The 16,784-nt window shown below is 33.6% G+C and carries 15 protein-coding genes; 5 read left to right on the forward strand and 10 right to left on the reverse strand.

Going from position 1 to position 16,784, the window contains the following annotated elements; translation table 11 throughout:
- Window positions 1–13: 13 nt before the first annotated feature.
- The 6 genes from ccoG to DB895_RS04280 all read right to left on the reverse strand — a co-directional run bounded on the left by ccoG (window position 14) and on the right by DB895_RS04280 (window position 7,655).
- Complete coding sequence (ccoG, locus tag DB895_RS04255) at window positions 14–1,432, reverse strand: cytochrome c oxidase accessory protein CcoG (RefSeq protein WP_116724126.1); 1,419 nt, start codon at window positions 1,430–1,432, stop codon at window positions 14–16.
- A 5-nt stretch (window positions 1,433–1,437) separates the two neighbouring features.
- Window positions 1,438–2,379: a cbb3-type cytochrome c oxidase N-terminal domain-containing protein gene (locus DB895_RS04260; protein ID WP_116724268.1), complete on the reverse strand. Its 942-nt coding sequence runs from the start codon at window positions 2,377–2,379 to the stop codon at window positions 1,438–1,440.
- A 132-nt stretch (window positions 2,380–2,511) separates the two neighbouring features.
- Window positions 2,512–2,655 (reverse strand): CcoQ/FixQ family Cbb3-type cytochrome c oxidase assembly chaperone, encoded by a 144-nt coding sequence (locus tag DB895_RS04265; protein WP_394336323.1) that lies wholly within the window; start codon window positions 2,653–2,655, stop codon window positions 2,512–2,514.
- A 31-nt stretch (window positions 2,656–2,686) separates the two neighbouring features.
- Window positions 2,687–4,873 (reverse strand): cytochrome-c oxidase, cbb3-type subunit I, encoded by a 2,187-nt coding sequence (gene ccoN, locus DB895_RS04270; protein ID WP_116724128.1) that lies wholly within the window; start codon window positions 4,871–4,873, stop codon window positions 2,687–2,689.
- 62 nt (window positions 4,874–4,935) lie between these two features.
- Window positions 4,936–5,127: a cbb3-type cytochrome oxidase assembly protein CcoS gene (ccoS, locus tag DB895_RS04275; protein ID WP_116724129.1), complete on the reverse strand. Its 192-nt coding sequence runs from the start codon at window positions 5,125–5,127 to the stop codon at window positions 4,936–4,938.
- Between the two features lie 125 nt (window positions 5,128–5,252).
- Complete coding sequence (locus DB895_RS04280; protein WP_116724130.1) at window positions 5,253–7,655, reverse strand: heavy metal translocating P-type ATPase; 2,403 nt, start codon at window positions 7,653–7,655, stop codon at window positions 5,253–5,255.
- A 107-nt stretch (window positions 7,656–7,762) separates the two neighbouring features.
- On the opposite strand from DB895_RS04280, the gene DB895_RS04285 reads away from it, so the two are divergent.
- Complete coding sequence (locus DB895_RS04285; protein WP_116724131.1) at window positions 7,763–8,443, forward strand: Crp/Fnr family transcriptional regulator; 681 nt, start codon at window positions 7,763–7,765, stop codon at window positions 8,441–8,443.
- A gap of 265 nt (window positions 8,444–8,708) precedes the next feature.
- Here DB895_RS04285 and mazG read toward each other — a convergent pair whose 3' ends face one another.
- The 3 genes from mazG to def form a co-directional block, all read right to left on the reverse strand.
- On the reverse strand, window positions 8,709–9,494 hold the full coding sequence (gene mazG, locus DB895_RS04290; RefSeq protein ID WP_116724132.1) for a nucleoside triphosphate pyrophosphohydrolase: 786 nt from the start codon (window positions 9,492–9,494) through the stop codon (window positions 8,709–8,711).
- A gap of 84 nt (window positions 9,495–9,578) precedes the next feature.
- Window positions 9,579–10,019, reverse strand: a complete 441-nt coding sequence (locus tag DB895_RS04295) for a DUF5606 family protein (protein ID WP_116724133.1) — start codon at window positions 10,017–10,019, stop codon at window positions 9,579–9,581.
- Between the two features lie 58 nt (window positions 10,020–10,077).
- Window positions 10,078–10,668, reverse strand: a complete 591-nt coding sequence (gene def, locus DB895_RS04300) for a peptide deformylase (protein ID WP_116724134.1) — start codon at window positions 10,666–10,668, stop codon at window positions 10,078–10,080.
- Between the two features lie 192 nt (window positions 10,669–10,860).
- Here def and DB895_RS04305 point away from each other — a divergent pair, with 192 nt between their 5' ends.
- Entirely contained in the window at window positions 10,861–13,077 is a 2,217-nt protein-coding gene (locus DB895_RS04305) for an FUSC family protein (protein ID WP_116724135.1), read from the forward strand.
- Between the two features lie 9 nt (window positions 13,078–13,086).
- On the opposite strand, the gene ruvX is transcribed toward DB895_RS04305, so the two are convergent.
- On the reverse strand, window positions 13,087–13,503 hold the full coding sequence (ruvX, locus tag DB895_RS04310; RefSeq protein ID WP_116724136.1) for a Holliday junction resolvase RuvX: 417 nt from the start codon (window positions 13,501–13,503) through the stop codon (window positions 13,087–13,089).
- 321 nt (window positions 13,504–13,824) lie between these two features.
- Here ruvX and DB895_RS04315 point away from each other — a divergent pair, with 321 nt between their 5' ends.
- The 3 genes from DB895_RS04315 to DB895_RS04325 are packed head-to-tail and all read left to right on the forward strand — an operon-like array spanning window position 13,825 to window position 16,718.
- Window positions 13,825–14,643, forward strand: a complete 819-nt coding sequence (locus DB895_RS04315) for a 2,3,4,5-tetrahydropyridine-2,6-dicarboxylate N-succinyltransferase (RefSeq protein ID WP_116724137.1) — start codon at window positions 13,825–13,827, stop codon at window positions 14,641–14,643.
- A gap of 19 nt (window positions 14,644–14,662) precedes the next feature.
- Complete coding sequence (locus tag DB895_RS04320) at window positions 14,663–15,643, forward strand: glycosyltransferase family 2 protein (protein WP_166426929.1); 981 nt, start codon at window positions 14,663–14,665, stop codon at window positions 15,641–15,643.
- A gap of 10 nt (window positions 15,644–15,653) precedes the next feature.
- On the forward strand, window positions 15,654–16,718 hold the full coding sequence (locus tag DB895_RS04325) for a glycosyltransferase family 9 protein (RefSeq protein WP_243694623.1): 1,065 nt from the start codon (window positions 15,654–15,656) through the stop codon (window positions 16,716–16,718).
- Window positions 16,719–16,784: the final 66 nt, after the last annotated feature.

The following is a 16,784-nucleotide window of genomic DNA, read 5'->3' on the forward strand; positions in this document are numbered from 1 at the left end:
GGGTTAGGGGGATTTAATCAAAACTTCGTGGACTCAAGAAACTCGTTGTAGTGGTTTCAATTTTTTTATTCCCATTATAAACTTCAATTGTTATCTCTGTTTTGTCGTGTTCCAATAAATATTGATGGATTTGAATAAACAAAGTTCCTCCACTCATTCCTTGCTTTTTTACTTTAAATTCTTGTTGACCTACAACGTTTATTATTCCTTTTATATCTTTTAATTTAAAATGTATATCATCTAAATCCGTGTTGGTTTTATTGATGATTTTAAAGGTGAAAATATTACTAATATCGTCCCCCTTATGTTCATACAATTGGCCTGGCAATCTCAAAATAGTAGTTTCTACTTCAGTACGCAAAAATAATAAACCTGTCAAAATCCCAACAAGAATAAATAAAACGGCCGAATACCCTTTCATTCGCGTAGTGAATTTGAATTTGGATTTTTTCTCAATTTCATCTTCAGAGGCATATCGAATTAAACCTTTTGGCAAACCGACTCCTTCCATGATTGTATCGCATTCATCAATACAAGCGGTACAATTTATACACTCCAATTGAGTCCCATTCCTGATATCAATCCCTGTAGGACAAACGTGTACACACTGTTTACAATCGATGCAGTCTCCTTTTCCAGATGCTGCCCTATCCTCTTGTTTATTGAATTTTGCTCTGCCGACTTCTTTTTCTCCACGAACAAAATCATAGGACACATTAATGGATTTATCGTCCAATAAAACACCTTGTAACCTTCCGTATGGACAAGCAATGATACAAACCTGTTCTCGGAACCAAGCAAAAATAAAATAGAAAATACCCGTAAAAATGAATAATGCAATCAAGGTACTCATATGATTTTCAGGTCCTTCCTCAATCATTTTAAATAACTCATCGCTACTGATTAGATAAGCCAGGAATACGTTGGCAATAAAAAAAGAGATTATCAAGAAAATGAACCACTTAATCCCTTTCTTTCTTATTTTTTCGGTATTCCATTCCTGTTTAGACAATCGAATTTGAGCACCCCGATCCCCTTCTATCCAATACTCTATCCTGCGAAAAACCATTTCTAAAAATATCGTTTGGGGACAAATCCATCCACAAAATATACGCCCAAAAATCACCGTAAATAGAATGACAAAAACAACTCCAACAATCATAAAAAGAACGAACAAATAAAAATCTTGTGGCCAAAATGGAAACCCAAAAATATTAAATCTCCTTTCTAATACATTAAACATCATGAACTGATTGCCATTGATCTTTATAAAAGGATTGGCAATAAGAACCAATAACAAAAAATAACTAACCCACTTTCTGTATTCATAAAACTTACCAGACGGTTTTTTAGGAAAAATAAACTTTCTATGTCCCTCATCATCAATCGTTCCGATGGTATCTCTAAAGGCTTCGTCTGGTAATTTTGACATTTTATTTATTTTTTAACTTGAGTACTATCTGTATTTGTAATTACAGCAGCAGCATTTGTTGTAGGTGTACCTCCCTCAACCCAAATTTCACCATCTGGTGCCTTTGGATCTTTTGGATTACTTCCTTGTAAAGATAGAACATAACTGGCTACATGCTGAATATCTTTTGGTTTAAGCGTGGCTTTCCAAGCAATCATTCCCTTTCCATCTCGACCTCCATTTGCAATTGTATGAAATACATTTTTAATTCCGCCACCTAAAACCCAATGGTCATCTGTTAAATTTGGTCCAATTTGTCCACCTGCATCCGCTCTGTGACAAGCAACACAATTAGTTGTGAAAATTTCTTTACCAATTGACAAATCAGCTGGATCCGTCAATAGGGTTACCGTTTTCTCGTCCATCATATCGGGAGCGGTCTTCATATAGGCAGCCACTTCAATTTTGGCTTGAGCCATTTCATTTTTGAGTTCCGTTTCCTGATTGTCACCACCCATAATCTCAAATCGAACTAAATAAACTGCTGAAAAAACAATACAACCATAGAATAAATATACCCACCATGGCGGTAAATTATTGTCTAACTCCTTGATACCATCATAATCGTGATGTAACAGTAACTGGGATTCGTTTTCAATAGACTCGGATTGAGTAAGTCCTTTTATTAGGTTTTTAAACCATTTGCTGTCCTTAAAGCTTAAACTGTTTGCTTCATCTAATTTTGCTTTCTGTTCTTCAGTAAGTAATTGATAGGTAATCGTATCAACCGCATTTAGCGTAATTTCAATTGCTATTAAAAGGAAAAGAAATACCAATAAGAAGACAGAAACCATTGGGAATTTTATAAAAGCTGGTTTATCACCAGAATCTATGAAATATTCCATTGCACCAAAAATAATAAAGAAAATTAGTGGTACTCTTAAATATGCTGGGATTAATTTTTTCATTTTTTTATATTTAAAGCTTCTCCCTCCCATTCCCATCCGAAGGAAAGGGGGTCGAAACTGGAATGATTATTATTTGATTTTCTAAAAATTTATATTCTTGTTAAACTAATTCATGACAACATACATTTGAAATTAATTTTCTAATGGAATTTGGCTCATCTCTTTAATTTTTTCTTTTTTGTATGATGAAACCCAAATGCCCAACCCAACAAAAAAGGCAAAGAAAATCAGCAGCGACACTATTGGGTATATGGCAACTCCTTCGATAGTTTCCATATTATGTTTTATTTGTTCGAACATGACTTTATTATTTAGAATTATCTTTCACTTTAATATCAGTGCCAAGTCTTTGAATGTATGCTATCAAGGCTACAATTTCTCTTTCATTCATAGGAACGAATTTTTCACCTTTGGCTTCCGCTTTTTTCTTGCTGTCGTCATAACTTTTTACAAAATCAGGATCATTTTTAAGACTCTCTTCAATTTGTATGGCTTGCGTTCTTAAGTCTTTTAATCCATTAGCGATTTGGGCATCTGTATAAGGAACACCAAGCGTAACCATAGCTTTCATTTTCTTTTCGGTCAATGAAATATCTAGTGGCTTGTTGTCAAATAGCCATTTATAGGCAGGCATTATGGAACCAGTCGAAATACTTTGTGGACTCCAAAAGTGATTAAAATGCCAATTGTCATTGTATTTCCCTCCTTCTCTTAACAAATCCGGACCAGTACGTTTTGATCCCCATAAAAATGGATGGTCGTATACAAATTCTCCAGCTTTAGATTGTGGTCCATAACGTTCCACTTCGCTACGGAAAGGGCGAACGGATTGAGAGTGACAACCAACACAACCTTCACGAATGTATAAATCACGACCCTCTAGTTCTAATGGAGAATACGGTTTTACACTAGCAATGGTTGGAATATTAGATTTTACCATAATGGTAGGAACAATTTGAACAACTCCTCCAATTAGAATGGCAATTACAGCAAAAATGGTTAATTGTATTGGTTTTCTTTCTAACCAAGCATGGTATTTTTCCCCTTTGATTCTTCCTGTGGAAATTTTTTGTAATTCGGGAGCTTCGGCTAATTCGTCTTCAATTGTAGCTCCTGACCTTACTGTTTGAATGATATTGTAAACCAAGGTCAACATTCCAATTAAATAAAGACAACCACCAATGGCTCTCATCCAATACATTGGCATGATTTGAGTAACTGTTTCAAGGAAATTACCATAGGTTAGGGTTCCGTCTGGATTGAATTGTTTCCACATAGAAGCCTGAGTAAATCCTGCTACATACATTGGAAGTGTATAAAGTATAATTCCCAAGGTTCCAATCCAAAAATGGAAATTGGCCAATTTAGTCGAATACAATGTACTTTTAGACATTCTAGGAATTAACCAATAAATAATACCAAAAGCCATAAATCCGTTCCAAGCTAATGCACCTACGTGAACGTGAGCAATAATCCAATCGGTATAATGTGCAATCGCATTTACATTTTTAAGAGACAACATAGGTCCTTCAAAAGTTGCCATTCCATATCCTGTAATCGCCACGACAAAGAATTTCAAAACAGGCTCCACACGTACTTTATCCCAAACCCCTCTTAGAGTTAAAAGTCCGTTTATCATACCTCCCCAAGATGGAGCAATTAACATGATAGAAAATACAACCCCTAAATTCTGTGCCCAGTTTGGTAATGCTGAATATAACAAGTGGTGCGGTCCAGCCCAGATATACAAAAATATTAATGACCAGAAATGTACAATTGATAATCGGTACGAATATACTGGACGATTAGCCACTTTCGGCACAAAGTAATACATCAATCCTAAGAATGGTGTTGTCAAGAAAAAAGCTACTGCATTATGACCGTACCACCATTGTACCAAAGCATCTTGAACTCCGGCATAAACAGAATAACTTTTTAGTGCAGAGACGGGTAATTCTAAACTATTGAAAATATGCAAAACCGCAACAGTAACAAAAGTGGCAATGTAAAACCAAATGGCTACATACAAATGGCGCTCCCTTCTTTTTAAAATTGTACCAATCATGTTGATTCCAAAAGCAACCCAAATTAAAGCAATAGCAATATCTATTGGCCATTCTAATTCCGCATATTCTTTTGACGTGCTATACCCCAATGGCAAAGAAATGGCAGCTGCAACAATAATTAATTGCCAACCCCAAAAGTGAAGGTTACTCAATAAATCACTGAACATCCTTGCTTTCAACAAACGCTGTAAAGAGTAATAAATTCCTGCAAACATGGCATTTCCCACAAAGGCAAAAATAACTGCATTAGTATGTAAAGGTCTCAATCGTCCAAAACTTAACCAAGATATACCGTCAGTCAGGTTTGGAAAAAGAAACATAAAGGCCAATATTAGCCCAACTAACATCCCCACTACACCAAAGAGGATGGTAGCATAAATGAATTTCTTTACAATTTTGTTGTCGTAATAAAATTGTTGCATTTCCATAAATTAAAAAGATTTAAAAATTGAATAATTAAAAGGTTGAAAGAGTATTGATTGGTCAAATGTCATAAAGTCGTTGAATTTTCGACTTTGGACTTTTCAACTTTGGACTGAATGATTTCATCGTCAAAAAGCATTCTGACCGATGGAGTATAATCGTCATCATATTGACCCGTTTTTACTGCCCTTATAAAGGCAATAAAAAACCCAATTGCAACTAATATACTAATGGAGATTAATAAATAAATGACGCTCATGCTTTAAATTTGTTTTTTCAAAATTACTGTTCCTATTTTTTAAAAAATATGACATTTGTCATACTTACAACTTTGTGTTAAATTTAAGTGAAAAAATTTGATTATAAACGCTTTATAATTGAATTTTATTTGTTATTCGCATAATAATTACTCATTAACGTTACAAAACTCACTATCGTGATGGTACTTAACGGCATGATAATAGCTGCAACCAAAGGCAACAGATTTCCAGTTATGGCAAATGACAACCCTACTAAATTATACAAAAGCGAAAGTGCAAAGCTCATTTTGATGGTTGTAATGGCATTTTTAGACAATTTTAAGAATGAGTTTAACTTCTGAAATTCACTTGCGTCTAAAATTGCATCACAGGCGGGGGAAAAAACATTCACATTTTCTGAGATTGAAATTCCCACGTTACTTTGTGCCAATGCACCTGCATCATTCAGTCCATCCCCTACCATCATGACATTTTTGCCTTGCTCTTGTAATTTTTTTATAAATTCTAATTTTTGCTCAGGTTTTTGATTGAAAATTAATTCAGTTCCCTTAGGCAAAATAGTCGATAAATGAGTCCGCTCCCCTTCATTATCTCCCGATAATACTTTGATTTGATAATTCTCACTTAAATTCTTAAAAAGTTCCTCTAAACCTTCTCTATACTGATTATTGAATACGTATTTCCCATAATAATCTTCATTTATATTGATATGTACCGCTGTATTCCCTTCCCCAATACTCCCCGGAGTGGTGGGAGACGAAACGGATATAGATAGCGAACAAAATTCTGCGGAACCTATTTTAATACTTTTATCTCCTATAATTGCCCGAATGCCTTTTCCTGTGATCTCTTCTAAATCGTCTAATTTTAATCTTTTCATTTCAGGTAAAAAGTCATACAACATTCTGCTTAAAGGGTGGTTCGAAGCTCGAAGCACATTTTTAACCATTAATACGTTTTCTTCTGAAAGCACTTTTCCAGCATAAGAAATATTCGATTTTTTATTTGTGGTAATTGTTCCCGTTTTATCAAAAACAATGGTGTCAACTTTGGCCAACTGTTCTATAACCAAGGCATTTTTAAGATAGAATTTCCGTTTGCCTAAAATCCGTAAAATATTTCCAAAAGTAAATGGTGCCGTTAATGCCAATGCACACGGGCAGGCAACGATAAGCACGGCCGTGAAAACATTGAAAGCAATATTCGCATCAATGAAAATCCAATACCCAAATCCCGAAAAGGCAATTAATAGTAATATTGGCGTAAAATAATGACTGATTTTGTCCGTGATGGATTTGTATTTTTGTTCTACATTTTTTTGAAAAACATCATTGCTCCATAATTGTGTCAAATAACTTTGAGAAACAGAATGTAACACGTCCATTTCAATGACTTTCCCAATTTGTTTTCCTCCAGCAAATACTTTATCTCCAGATTTTTTAGTGATCGGAATAGCTTCGCCAGTCACAAAACTATAATCAATTTCAGCTTTTTCAGAAATTAAAATCCCGTCAACGGGAATCAACTCTTGGTTCCGAATCAACAATCTATCGCCTTTTTGAACATCATAGACCGGAACACTTTCTTCTGAGGTATCCAAATTAATTCGTGTAATTGCAATGGGAAAATAGGATTTAAAATCCCTTTCAAAACTCAAAAAACTGTACGTTTTAATTTGGAACATTTTTCCTAAAAGCATGAAAAAAATCAAACCCGTGAGACTGTCAAAAAATCCCGAGCCATAATCCATGACTATATCAAAAGTACTTCTGATAAAAAAAATGACAATACCCAAAGCAATTGGGATGTCAATGTTAAGCATCTTAGATTTGATACTTTTATAAGCAGAAACATAATATCCGCTGGCAGAATAGAAAAAACTTGGTAAGGACAATGCAAATATTAACCATCTAAAAAAACCACGGTATTGGTCTAACCAAAACTCTTTTACCTCAAAATATTCTGGAAACGAAAGCAACATGATATTGCCGAAACAAAAGAAGGCTATTCCTAGCTTATAAGTTAAACTTCTATCGACATTATTCTTTCCCGTTTCATAATTTTCCAGACTAATATAAGGTTCGTAGCCAATGGAACTTAATAAATAAACAATTGTTTTTAACGAAACGATTTCGGGATTATAGGAAATCCTGACTTTTTTTTCAGGAAAATTAACCTGCGAAGTGCTTATTCCTTTTTGAAGACGCTGTAAATTTTCCAAAATCCAAATACACGAACTGCAATGAATATGAGGAATGTTAAGTGAAACAATTGCGGTTGTATCCTCCTGGAATTCCAAAAGTTTTGAAACGATACTTTCATTGTCTAAAAAATCAAATTTACCATTAATATCTAAAGGGGTTGCTCCAGGCGATTTTTCAAAATCGTAATAACAAGTCATATCATTGAGACTAAAAATTTCATAGACCGTTTTGCAACCGTTACAACAAAATTCTTTTTCGTCAAAAATAATCTCTTCTGTTTTTACTATATCTAAACCGCAATGGAAACAGTTTTGTGTGTCCATAACTATGCTCATTTTACCTGATACAAAGATTGCAAATTGAATGACCTAAAAATATGATAATTATCATATAAATGATTAACTTTGCCTTACCAAAAACCTTTTTTAATATGAGCAAGTGTGACCAATGTATTGTGAGAGAATTTAGCTCTTTAAAAGCGCTTAATAAAGATGAACTTCTGAAGCTTTCTGATTGTAAAACATCTCATACCATAAAAAAAGGTGAAGTCATTTTTGAAGAAGGCGAAAACATAAATGGTATTTATTGTGTAAAAGATGGCATTTGTAAACTCACAAAACTGAGTCCAAATGGTAAGGATCATATTGTCAAGTTAATTAAAAAGGGAGAATTGCTTGGGCAACGCTCGATGATTAGTGATGAACCCGTAAATTTGAGTGCGGTAGCCCTTGAAGATATGGAAGTTTGTTTCATACCAAAATCTGAAGTAATGGGTTTCTTTGATAAAAACAACCAGTTTTCTATGAATGTGATGAAAACCATTTGTAGCGATTTGAAAGACTCTGATGACCACATGGTTTCAATGGCTCAAAAAAGTGTAAAAGAACGGTTAGCCGAAACCTTAATTTACCTAGAAGAAACTTTTGGCAAGAATGTGGACGGATCATTAGTTATACAGCTTTCTAGAGAAGAATTATCCGGAATGATAGGAACCGCAACAGAAAGTTGTATTCGGCTATTATCCGATTTTAACAAATTAGGTTTGATTGAATTGTCTGGTAAAAAGATTGTATTAAAAGACATCAACAAGCTTAAAAAAATAGCGGAATAAGCAATTCGCTTTTAGCTTAACCCTAAAATTTCAGGCCTTAATAAATTCAAATATTTTCCTCTTTATTTGGAAGACGCTTCGCCTCTTCCCAAATTTTTAGTTATTTAAAATCAAAGATTTCCTATTCCTGTTTATTTGAAAGACGCTTCGCCTCTTCCCAATTTTTAAATATTTGAAAATCTTTGATTTCCCTATTCCTGTTTATTTGGAAGACGCTTCGCTTCCTCCCAAATTTTTTGGATATTTGAAAATCAAAAATTTCCTATTACTGTTTATTTGGAAGACGCTTCGCCTCTTCCCAAAAAACATCCATTTCTGCCAAAGTCATGTCCATTAAAGGTTTGCCCAATTCTCCAGCCTTACTTTCTAAATATTGGAACCGTTTGATGAATTTTTTATTAGTCCGTTCCAAAGCATCTTCTGGATTAACATCTAAAAACCGGGCATAATTAATCATGGAAAATAATACGTCTCCAAACTCTGCTTCTATTTTATCCTGATCCCCTGCTTCAACCTCAACTTGCAGTTCCGTCAACTCTTCCTGAACTTTGTCCCAAACTTGATGCGACTCTTCCCAATCAAAACCAACTCCTTTTACTTTATCCTGAATTCGGCTTGCTTTAACCAATGCCGGTAAACTTTTGGGAACGCCTTCCAAAACTGATTTTTTTCCTTCTTTGAGTTTTAATTTTTCCCAATTTTGCTTTACTTCTTCCTCATCTTTTACAATCACATCACTGTAAATATGTGGGTGACGGTGAATTAACTTTTCGCAAATTTCATTACAAACATCCGCTATGTCAAAATCATTGGTTTCGCTACCTATTTTTGCATAAAAAACAATGTGCAATAATACATCCCCTAATTCTTTTTTGACTTCATTCAAATCATTGTCCAAAATAGCATCTCCCAATTCATAGGTTTCTTCTATCGTTAGATGTCTCAAACTCTGCAAGGTTTGCTTTTTGTCCCAGGGACATTTTTCTCGCAAATCATCCATAATGTTTAATAGTCTTTCGAAAGCTTGTAGTTGATGTTGTCTGGAATTCATTGGAAATGATTTTTTCTAAAAATAAGAAACCCTGTCAGTAAATAGAACTTGACAGGATTAATTTATTGAAAGTGGATTTAAAATTTATTCTTCGGAAGTAGCAACTTCCTCTTTAACAGAGGCTTCTTCTTTAACGGGTACTTCTTTTGAAACTAGCCCTTTTGCTTGCAACATATTGTACCAATTTAAAACCTTTTTTATATCTGATGGATATACTCTTTCGCTATCATAATCAGGTAGAATTTCTTTAAAATAAGCGACTAATTTGTCATTGTCTTCCTTATGAGAGATGGCTGGACCATTATCTTCTTTAATAGCTATGTTACGCATCACTTCTGCCAATGGTTTCTCAGCATTGTGCGTGTACATTGAGATTTCTGACAATAAACTCACATTGCTTCTCATTCCAACAGTAATTTTTTTCCCGTCAAGCAAAGATTCTGCTACAAATCCTGAACGGGTTTGAACTTTTAATGCAAATAATCCTGGTTTTCCTGAAATAGATAATATTTTTTCTAAATTCATTTTTTAATATTGTAAATTTTATTGTTATTTTCTATACGATAAATTCATAATTGTCAATTTATCTATTTCTTTTTACATTAAAAATATTCATTTTATAGTCTGGACGAACTTTGCCTTCCATAATATTTTTAAGTTTCTTTTTAATCAATTGCTTTTTTAATGATGAAATCAAATCGGTAAATAAAACCCCTTCAATGTGGTCGTATTCATGTTGTATTACTCTTGCTACCAAACCATCGAATACTTCTGTTCTTTTGTTGAAATCTTCATCATAGTATTCAATCGTGATTTTTTCTTTTCTAAAAACGTCTTCACGAACTTCTGGAATACTAAGACAACCTTCATTGAAACCCCATTCTTCACCTTCTTCCATTAGGATTTTGGCATTAATGAACGTTCTTTTAAAATTCTTTAATTCATCTTGCTCCTCATTGGACAAATCTTCGTCTTCTCCAAAGGGGGTTGTATCGATAACAAATAGACGAATAGATAAAGCTACTTGTGGGGCGGCGAGCCCAACTCCATAGGCATTGTACATCGTTTCGTACATGTTTGCAATTGTTTCTTTCAAATTTGGATATTCGGCAGTGATTTCCTCACCTACTTTTCTCAAGACAGGATCTCCATATCCTACTATTGGTAATATCATTTTTGTTATTTTAAGATTATGGTATTAACGCTTACAAACATACCTTATAATTTCAGCAAAAATAGTAAAAAAATAAATATTGATTTGGTTGAAATTTAAGAATTAGCATTTATTTATAATATTATCATAAATGGATCTCGTATACTACCAAATAAAACATACAAAGTTTATCTTTGTTCCAACACTTTAGGAATGATTCGTCATATAAAAAAATTTACAGATAGCACTAATTTTACCAATGCTTTAAAAGTTACAATTGCTGCAGTTGTTCCGGTTCTGGTGTTTTCTTATTTCGGTAATTTTCAAATAGGATTTACCATTGCTCTTGGTGCTTTTTTAACGTATCCAAGTGATATTCCCAGCAATTTGAAACACAAAATAAATGGTGTTCTTGTTGCCGCCTTAATGATTGCCAGCGCTAATTTATTAATCAATCTACTATATCCGATTCCTTACATTTTTTATCCTTTTCTGGCTCTATTGTTGTTTTTTTCTTCATTGATTTCGGTTTATGGACAACGCGCCACAATGGTTTCTTTTTCAGTTTTGCTATCCATCTCTCTAAGTTTTGCTCATTTGCATACTGGTATTGAAGTGATGAAACATTCAGGATTAATTCTTTTTGGCGGACTGTTTTATTTATTGATTGCGCTTGTATCCCATTACATAAGACCCTATCGCTATGTGGAATTACAAATTGCCGAATGCATCAAATTAACTTCAAAATATTTGAAATTAAGGGGCGATTTGTGGAATATTGATGCCGATAGAAAAACCATAATTGAAAAGCAATTGCATCTGCAAGTGGAACTCAACATAATTCATGAAAATTTAAGGGAAATCATCATAAGAAACCATTCCAGTTCGGGAAGTTCCAATCAAAATAGAAAGATGCTTATTGTATTTATCTCTTTATTAGATATTCTAGAATTGGCATTATCCACATCTTTTGACCATAGTAAATTACATGAAAAATTTAATATGAATCCTAAAGTTTTGGTTACCTATCAAAACCTAGCCTACAATCTTGCTAAAACTTTAAAATTTCTTTCCAAATCTTTAGAAAGCAAAACTAAATATGTTTCGCAACACTCCTTATTTCAAGATTTGGAAGCTTTAGAAAATGGCATTTTAGAATATGAAAAAGAATTAGGAAAGAAAGCTGCTTCAGAAGGCGTGTTGATGTTAAGCAATATGCATCATTATGCCGAAAAACAAGTTGAGAAAATAAAGATTGTAGAACGCGCTTTCAGGCTTGCCGTAAAACCTAAGGATTTAAAAGGGGCAGAAAAAGATTTAGAAAAATTCCTTACCCCCCAATATTATCCCCTTTCAACTTTATTAGAAAATTTGAGTTTTCATTCCACCCTTTTCAGACATTCACTCCGATTAACCCTAACCATATTAATTGGTTTCTTGATAGGAAAAATACTTCCTTTTCAAAATGTGTATTGGATTTTGTTGACCATTGTTGTAATCATGCGTCCTGGTTATGGCTTGACTAAACAAAGATCTTTCGAAAGAATTTTTGGGACTATTGTGGGTGGCTTAATCGCTTTTGGAATACTTTCATTTGTCCATAATGAATTTTTTACTAGCTTATTTGCCATACTTTCTATGCTGTTGGGATTTTCATTTACCAAGGTCAATTATAAAATAGGTGCAACATTTGTAACCATGTACGTTGTTTTTATTTATGGCATGCTAACGCCAAATATTGAAGATGTAATACAGTACCGAATTTTGGATACCTTGGTTGGTGCTGCACTGGCATTTGCTGCCAATTATTTCCTTTGGCCTTCTTGGGAATTTTTAAATATTAGGTTGTTTTTGAAGAAATCCATAAAAGCAAATCGCAATTATTTAAAAGAAATTTCTGTTTTCTATAATAAAAAAGGAGAAGTTACCACCTCCTATAAATTGAGCAGAAAACAGGCTTTTATAGAAATTGGCAATTTAATGACTTCCTTTCAAAGGATGACTCAGGAACCCAAATCGAAACAAAAACAATTACCGTTGATTTATAAATTAGTGGAACTGAATCACACGTTGCTTACTGCATCGGCTTCATTAGGTACTTATGTAAAAACACATCAAACGACCAAAGCTTCAGAAGCCTTTAATGTAGTGGTTGATTCGGTAATAAAAAAACTGAATTACGCTATTGAAATGTTACAGTCTAAAGACGGAGATATTTTAATCTATGAAACACAAAAAACAGATTTAAATTTACGTTTCACAGAATTAAAAAACATTCGAGCCAGAGAATTAAAAGAATCCGGAACACTTAATGAATCCGAATTTCAGTCAAAAATTGAAGAAGCGCAATTGGTAATCGAACAATTAATTTGGCTGACCAGTTTGTCAGAAAACATTGTGAAGGAAATTGAAAATTTGAATAAATCTTGAAAAAATAAATTAAATTACCTTTCTGGTTAAGTAATCCTGCAACATGATTGTGGCGGAAATTTCGTCAATTAAACCTTTATTTTGACGTTGTTTCTTTTTCAATCCACTATCAATCATCGTTTGGAAAGCCATTTTAGAAGTAAAACGTTCGTCAACGCGAATAACTTTCATTTCAGGAAATGATTTAGTGAATTTGGACACGAAAGCTTCAATTATCTCTGCGCTTTGAGAAGGTTCACCATTCATTTGTTTAGGTTCACCAATGAGTACTTCCGCTACATTTTCTTTATTGAAATAATCTTTGAGAAATGCGATTGCCGTTTCTGAAGAAATTGTTGTTAGCCCAGAAGCAATAATTTGCAATTCATCTGTTATTGCAATTCCAGTGCGTTTTTGTCCGTAGTCTATGGCGAGAATTCTTGGCATCTTTTTTATTCAAAGATAGAAAGGAAGATTTGTATATACTAATCTTTATATTTTTCTCAACCTAAAATGATAATTTTTAATTCTAATTATGATTTTAGGTTAAATTATTTTGACTTTGGGATGTGCTGTATTGCATTTTAAAATCAAAGTCAAACTATCCAAAAAATAATCTTCTTATTTGGTATTCATTATGAGATAAAAATATAACTCTAAAAATTATCAAATATTTTCCCTTGAAAACTCCATTTTAAAAAAATATATTTACCTTTTCACTTTTGCCACTTACCTAAATAAATTACATTTGCTAAAAATCAAAATTTTATGAAAGCTTTACAAGCAATTATAGAACAAGCTTGGGAAAACCGCGCTTTGTTACAAGAAGAAACTACAACAACAGCTATTAGAGAAGTTATTAATTTACTTGACACCGGCACTTTGCGCGTTGCAGAACCTAAAGATGACGGAAGCTGGCAAGTGAACGAATGGGTAAAAAAAGCGGTCGTTCTTTATTTTCCAATTCAAAAAATGGAAACCTTTGAGGTTGGTATTTTTGAATATCATGATAAAATTCCTTTGAAACGTGGTTATGCCGAAAAAGGAATTCGCGTAGTACCTCATGCTGTGGCTAGACATGGTGCCTATCTTTCTAAAGGAGTTATTTTGATGCCAAGTTATGTAAATATAGGAGCTTATGTTGATGAAGGAACCATGGTGGATACTTGGGCAACGGTAGGAAGTTGTGCCCAAATTGGCAAAAACGTTCATTTGAGCGGAGGCGTAGGAATTGGCGGGGTACTTGAACCCTTGCAAGCAGCTCCCGTAATTATAGAAGACGGTGCATTTATAGGCTCTCGTTGTATTGTTGTAGAAGGTGTTCATGTAGGAAAAGAAGCTGTTCTTGGCGCTAATGTTTGCCTTACTGCATCAACCAAAATTATTGATGTTACAGGAGAAACTCCAATTGAAAGAAAAGGGTTTGTGCCTGCTCGTTCAGTTGTAATTCCAGGAAGTTATACCAAAAAATTTGCCGCTGGAGAATTCCAAGTGCCTTGCGCTCTAATCATCGGTACTCGTAAACCATCGACTGATTTAAAAACGTCCTTGAACAATGCCTTGAGAGAATATGATGTAGCGGTTTAAATTATATAAAAAAAACATATTGGATATTTCAATTGTCATTGTTAATTACCGGGGTTGGAAAGCTTTAGAGAAATGCTTAGATTCATTAGACAATATTGTTTCCCAAGCTTTTTCTTTTGAGGTTGTTGTTGTTGATAATTATTCCAATGACGGGCAATTTCTTGTTTTTGAAAAAAAATACAAAGATTTTTTCTTCATTGAAAACTCCGGAAATAACGGTTTTTCTAATGGATGCAATAGAGGAGCCACTGTAGCCAAAGGAGAATATCTATTTTTTCTAAATCCCGATACCAAAATTAGCCTTAACGCTTTAGAAACGCTTTTGCAAACGGCTATTTCACATCTGGAAATTGGAATCCTTTCCTGTCTACAAATTGACGAGAAGGATGATTATTACAAACAAAATCTTTTATTTCCTGCTTTTGGACGGTTTTTCGGGATTTCCAGATCATTTTATAGAACTGTTAACAAAGAGAAGTTAGAGCAACGCTTCACGACAACAAACGATTTGTTTTATCCAGATTGGGTTAGCGGTGCCGTGATATTCATCAGTCGGAACTGGTTTGACAAAATTAAGGGATGGAACGAAGATTATTGGCTCTATTTTGAAGATGTGGATATTTGCAAAAAAATTGCAGCAATAGGCGGAAAAGTTGCCGTTACCCAAAAAGCCACTATTTTCCATCAACATGGAGGTGCATCCCGTATTAATGTTAAGACTAAAGCACTCACCAAAACAGAGGTTATCATTTCCAAACACGTTTACATCAGCAATCATTTTTCAGTAGTAAAAAGTTTTTTTTTACATGTTTTATTAGTTATGGGTACGCTGTCCGTTAAATCCATTTTGGCATTTTTAGGAATGTTTTTATTTTTTATTCCAAAATTAAAAGTGAATCGGCTAATGCTTAAAAATATCTCGATTTATTATTTTAATGCCATCATAAAGCAAACATGGATTAGTCCTAGAGCCATGAATTATTTAAAAACCAAAGCCTAATCATTTCAATATGAAAATACTGGTAATTCAGCAAAAGATGATTGGGGATGTTTTGGTAAGCTCTATTTTGTGCGATAATTTGCGTAAGGCCTACCCAAAGGCGCAAATTGATTATATGGTTTATGAATCGACCATTGCCGTTTTAGAAGGAAATACAAATTTTGATCATTTAATTCTTTTTAAGGAAAAACATCGCCAAAGTAAATGGGAATATTTCAAATTGATAAAATCGATACGAAAAGAGAAATATGATGTGGTAATCGATGCGTATTCCAAATTAGAAAGCTGGTTGATTGTTTTATTTTCTGGAGCAAAACAAAAAATCTCCTATTGGAAAAAAGGACGAAGCTTCCTTTATACAGATACCGTCAAAAGAATTCAATCTTCTAAAACTAATTTGGGTTTAATAATTGATCAACGTTTGGCATTATTGAATCCTTTGCATTTGAATATTGAATTAGAAACCTTCCCGAAAATTTATGTGAACCTGAAAGAACAGGATTTTGCAATTTCGTTATTTAAATCAAAAGGTATCGATTCATCGAAGAAAACCATCATGTTGAGCATTATTGGCAGCGGATTGGATAAAACCTACCCCCTAGAATATATGTCGCAATTAATTGATTTTATTGCAGATAAAGGCGATGTGAATTTGCTGCTGAATTATATCCCCAAACAAATTGACGAAGCCACACAGATTTACAACGGCTGTAAAGAAAGCACGAAACAGAAAATATATTTTTCGGTTCTAGGAAAAAACATCCGAGAGTTTATCGCGATAATGAATCAATGTGATTTAATTATTGGAAACGACGGTGGCGCAATAAATATGGCAAAAGCACTGAAAAAACCATCCTACATAATTTTTTCTCCATGGATTGACAAAAAAGGATGGGCAACATTTGAAGACGGAATCAATCATGTTTCGGTTCATTTAAAGGAGTTCAAGCCTGAGATTTTTGAGCATAAAACAGACAAAATCATAAAAAAAGAAACCTTTTCACTTTATAAAGAATTTCATCCTGAGCTCATAATACCCTCTTTAGACACTTTTTTAGAAAGACATTTGAAATAGACGAACTTAAAAACAATAAAAAACAGCAACATTTTTTTTTGAATAATTTATATTTGTAAAATATTA

This window comes from Flavobacterium psychrotolerans, assembly GCF_003097635.1.
Classification (GTDB): domain Bacteria; phylum Bacteroidota; class Bacteroidia; order Flavobacteriales; family Flavobacteriaceae; genus Flavobacterium; species Flavobacterium psychrotolerans.

Excerpts from the sequence above, each read along its gene's own strand:
- DB895_RS04305 (WP_116724135.1), top strand. The coding sequence starts at position 10,861 with ATGATTCGTCATATAAAAAAATTTACAGATAGCACTAATTTTACCAAT.
- ccoN (WP_116724128.1), bottom strand. The coding sequence starts at position 4,873 with ATGGAAATGCAACAATTTTATTACGACAACAAAATTGTAAAGAAATTC.
- ruvX (WP_116724136.1), bottom strand. The coding sequence starts at position 13,503 with ATGCCAAGAATTCTCGCCATAGACTACGGACAAAAACGCACTGGAATT.
- DB895_RS04265 (WP_394336323.1), bottom strand. The coding sequence starts at position 2,655 with ATGGAAACTATCGAAGGAGTTGCCATATACCCAATAGTGTCGCTGCTG.
- ccoG (WP_116724126.1), bottom strand. The coding sequence starts at position 1,432 with ATGTCAAAATTACCAGACGAAGCCTTTAGAGATACCATCGGAACGATT.
- DB895_RS04295 (WP_116724133.1), bottom strand. The coding sequence starts at position 10,019 with ATGAATTTAGAAAAAATATTATCTATTTCAGGAAAACCAGGATTATTT.
- DB895_RS04325 (WP_243694623.1), top strand. The coding sequence starts at position 15,654 with ATGAAAATACTGGTAATTCAGCAAAAGATGATTGGGGATGTTTTGGTA.
- DB895_RS04260 (WP_116724268.1), bottom strand. The coding sequence starts at position 2,379 with ATGAAAAAATTAATCCCAGCATATTTAAGAGTACCACTAATTTTCTTT.
- def (WP_116724134.1), bottom strand. The coding sequence starts at position 10,668 with ATGATATTACCAATAGTAGGATATGGAGATCCTGTCTTGAGAAAAGTA.
- DB895_RS04285 (WP_116724131.1), top strand. The coding sequence starts at position 7,763 with ATGAGCAAGTGTGACCAATGTATTGTGAGAGAATTTAGCTCTTTAAAA.
- DB895_RS04315 (WP_116724137.1), top strand. The coding sequence starts at position 13,825 with ATGAAAGCTTTACAAGCAATTATAGAACAAGCTTGGGAAAACCGCGCT.
- mazG (WP_116724132.1), bottom strand. The coding sequence starts at position 9,494 with ATGAATTCCAGACAACATCAACTACAAGCTTTCGAAAGACTATTAAAC.
- DB895_RS04280 (WP_116724130.1), bottom strand. The coding sequence starts at position 7,655 with ATGGACACACAAAACTGTTTCCATTGCGGTTTAGATATAGTAAAAACA.
- ccoS (WP_116724129.1), bottom strand. The coding sequence starts at position 5,127 with ATGAGCGTCATTTATTTATTAATCTCCATTAGTATATTAGTTGCAATT.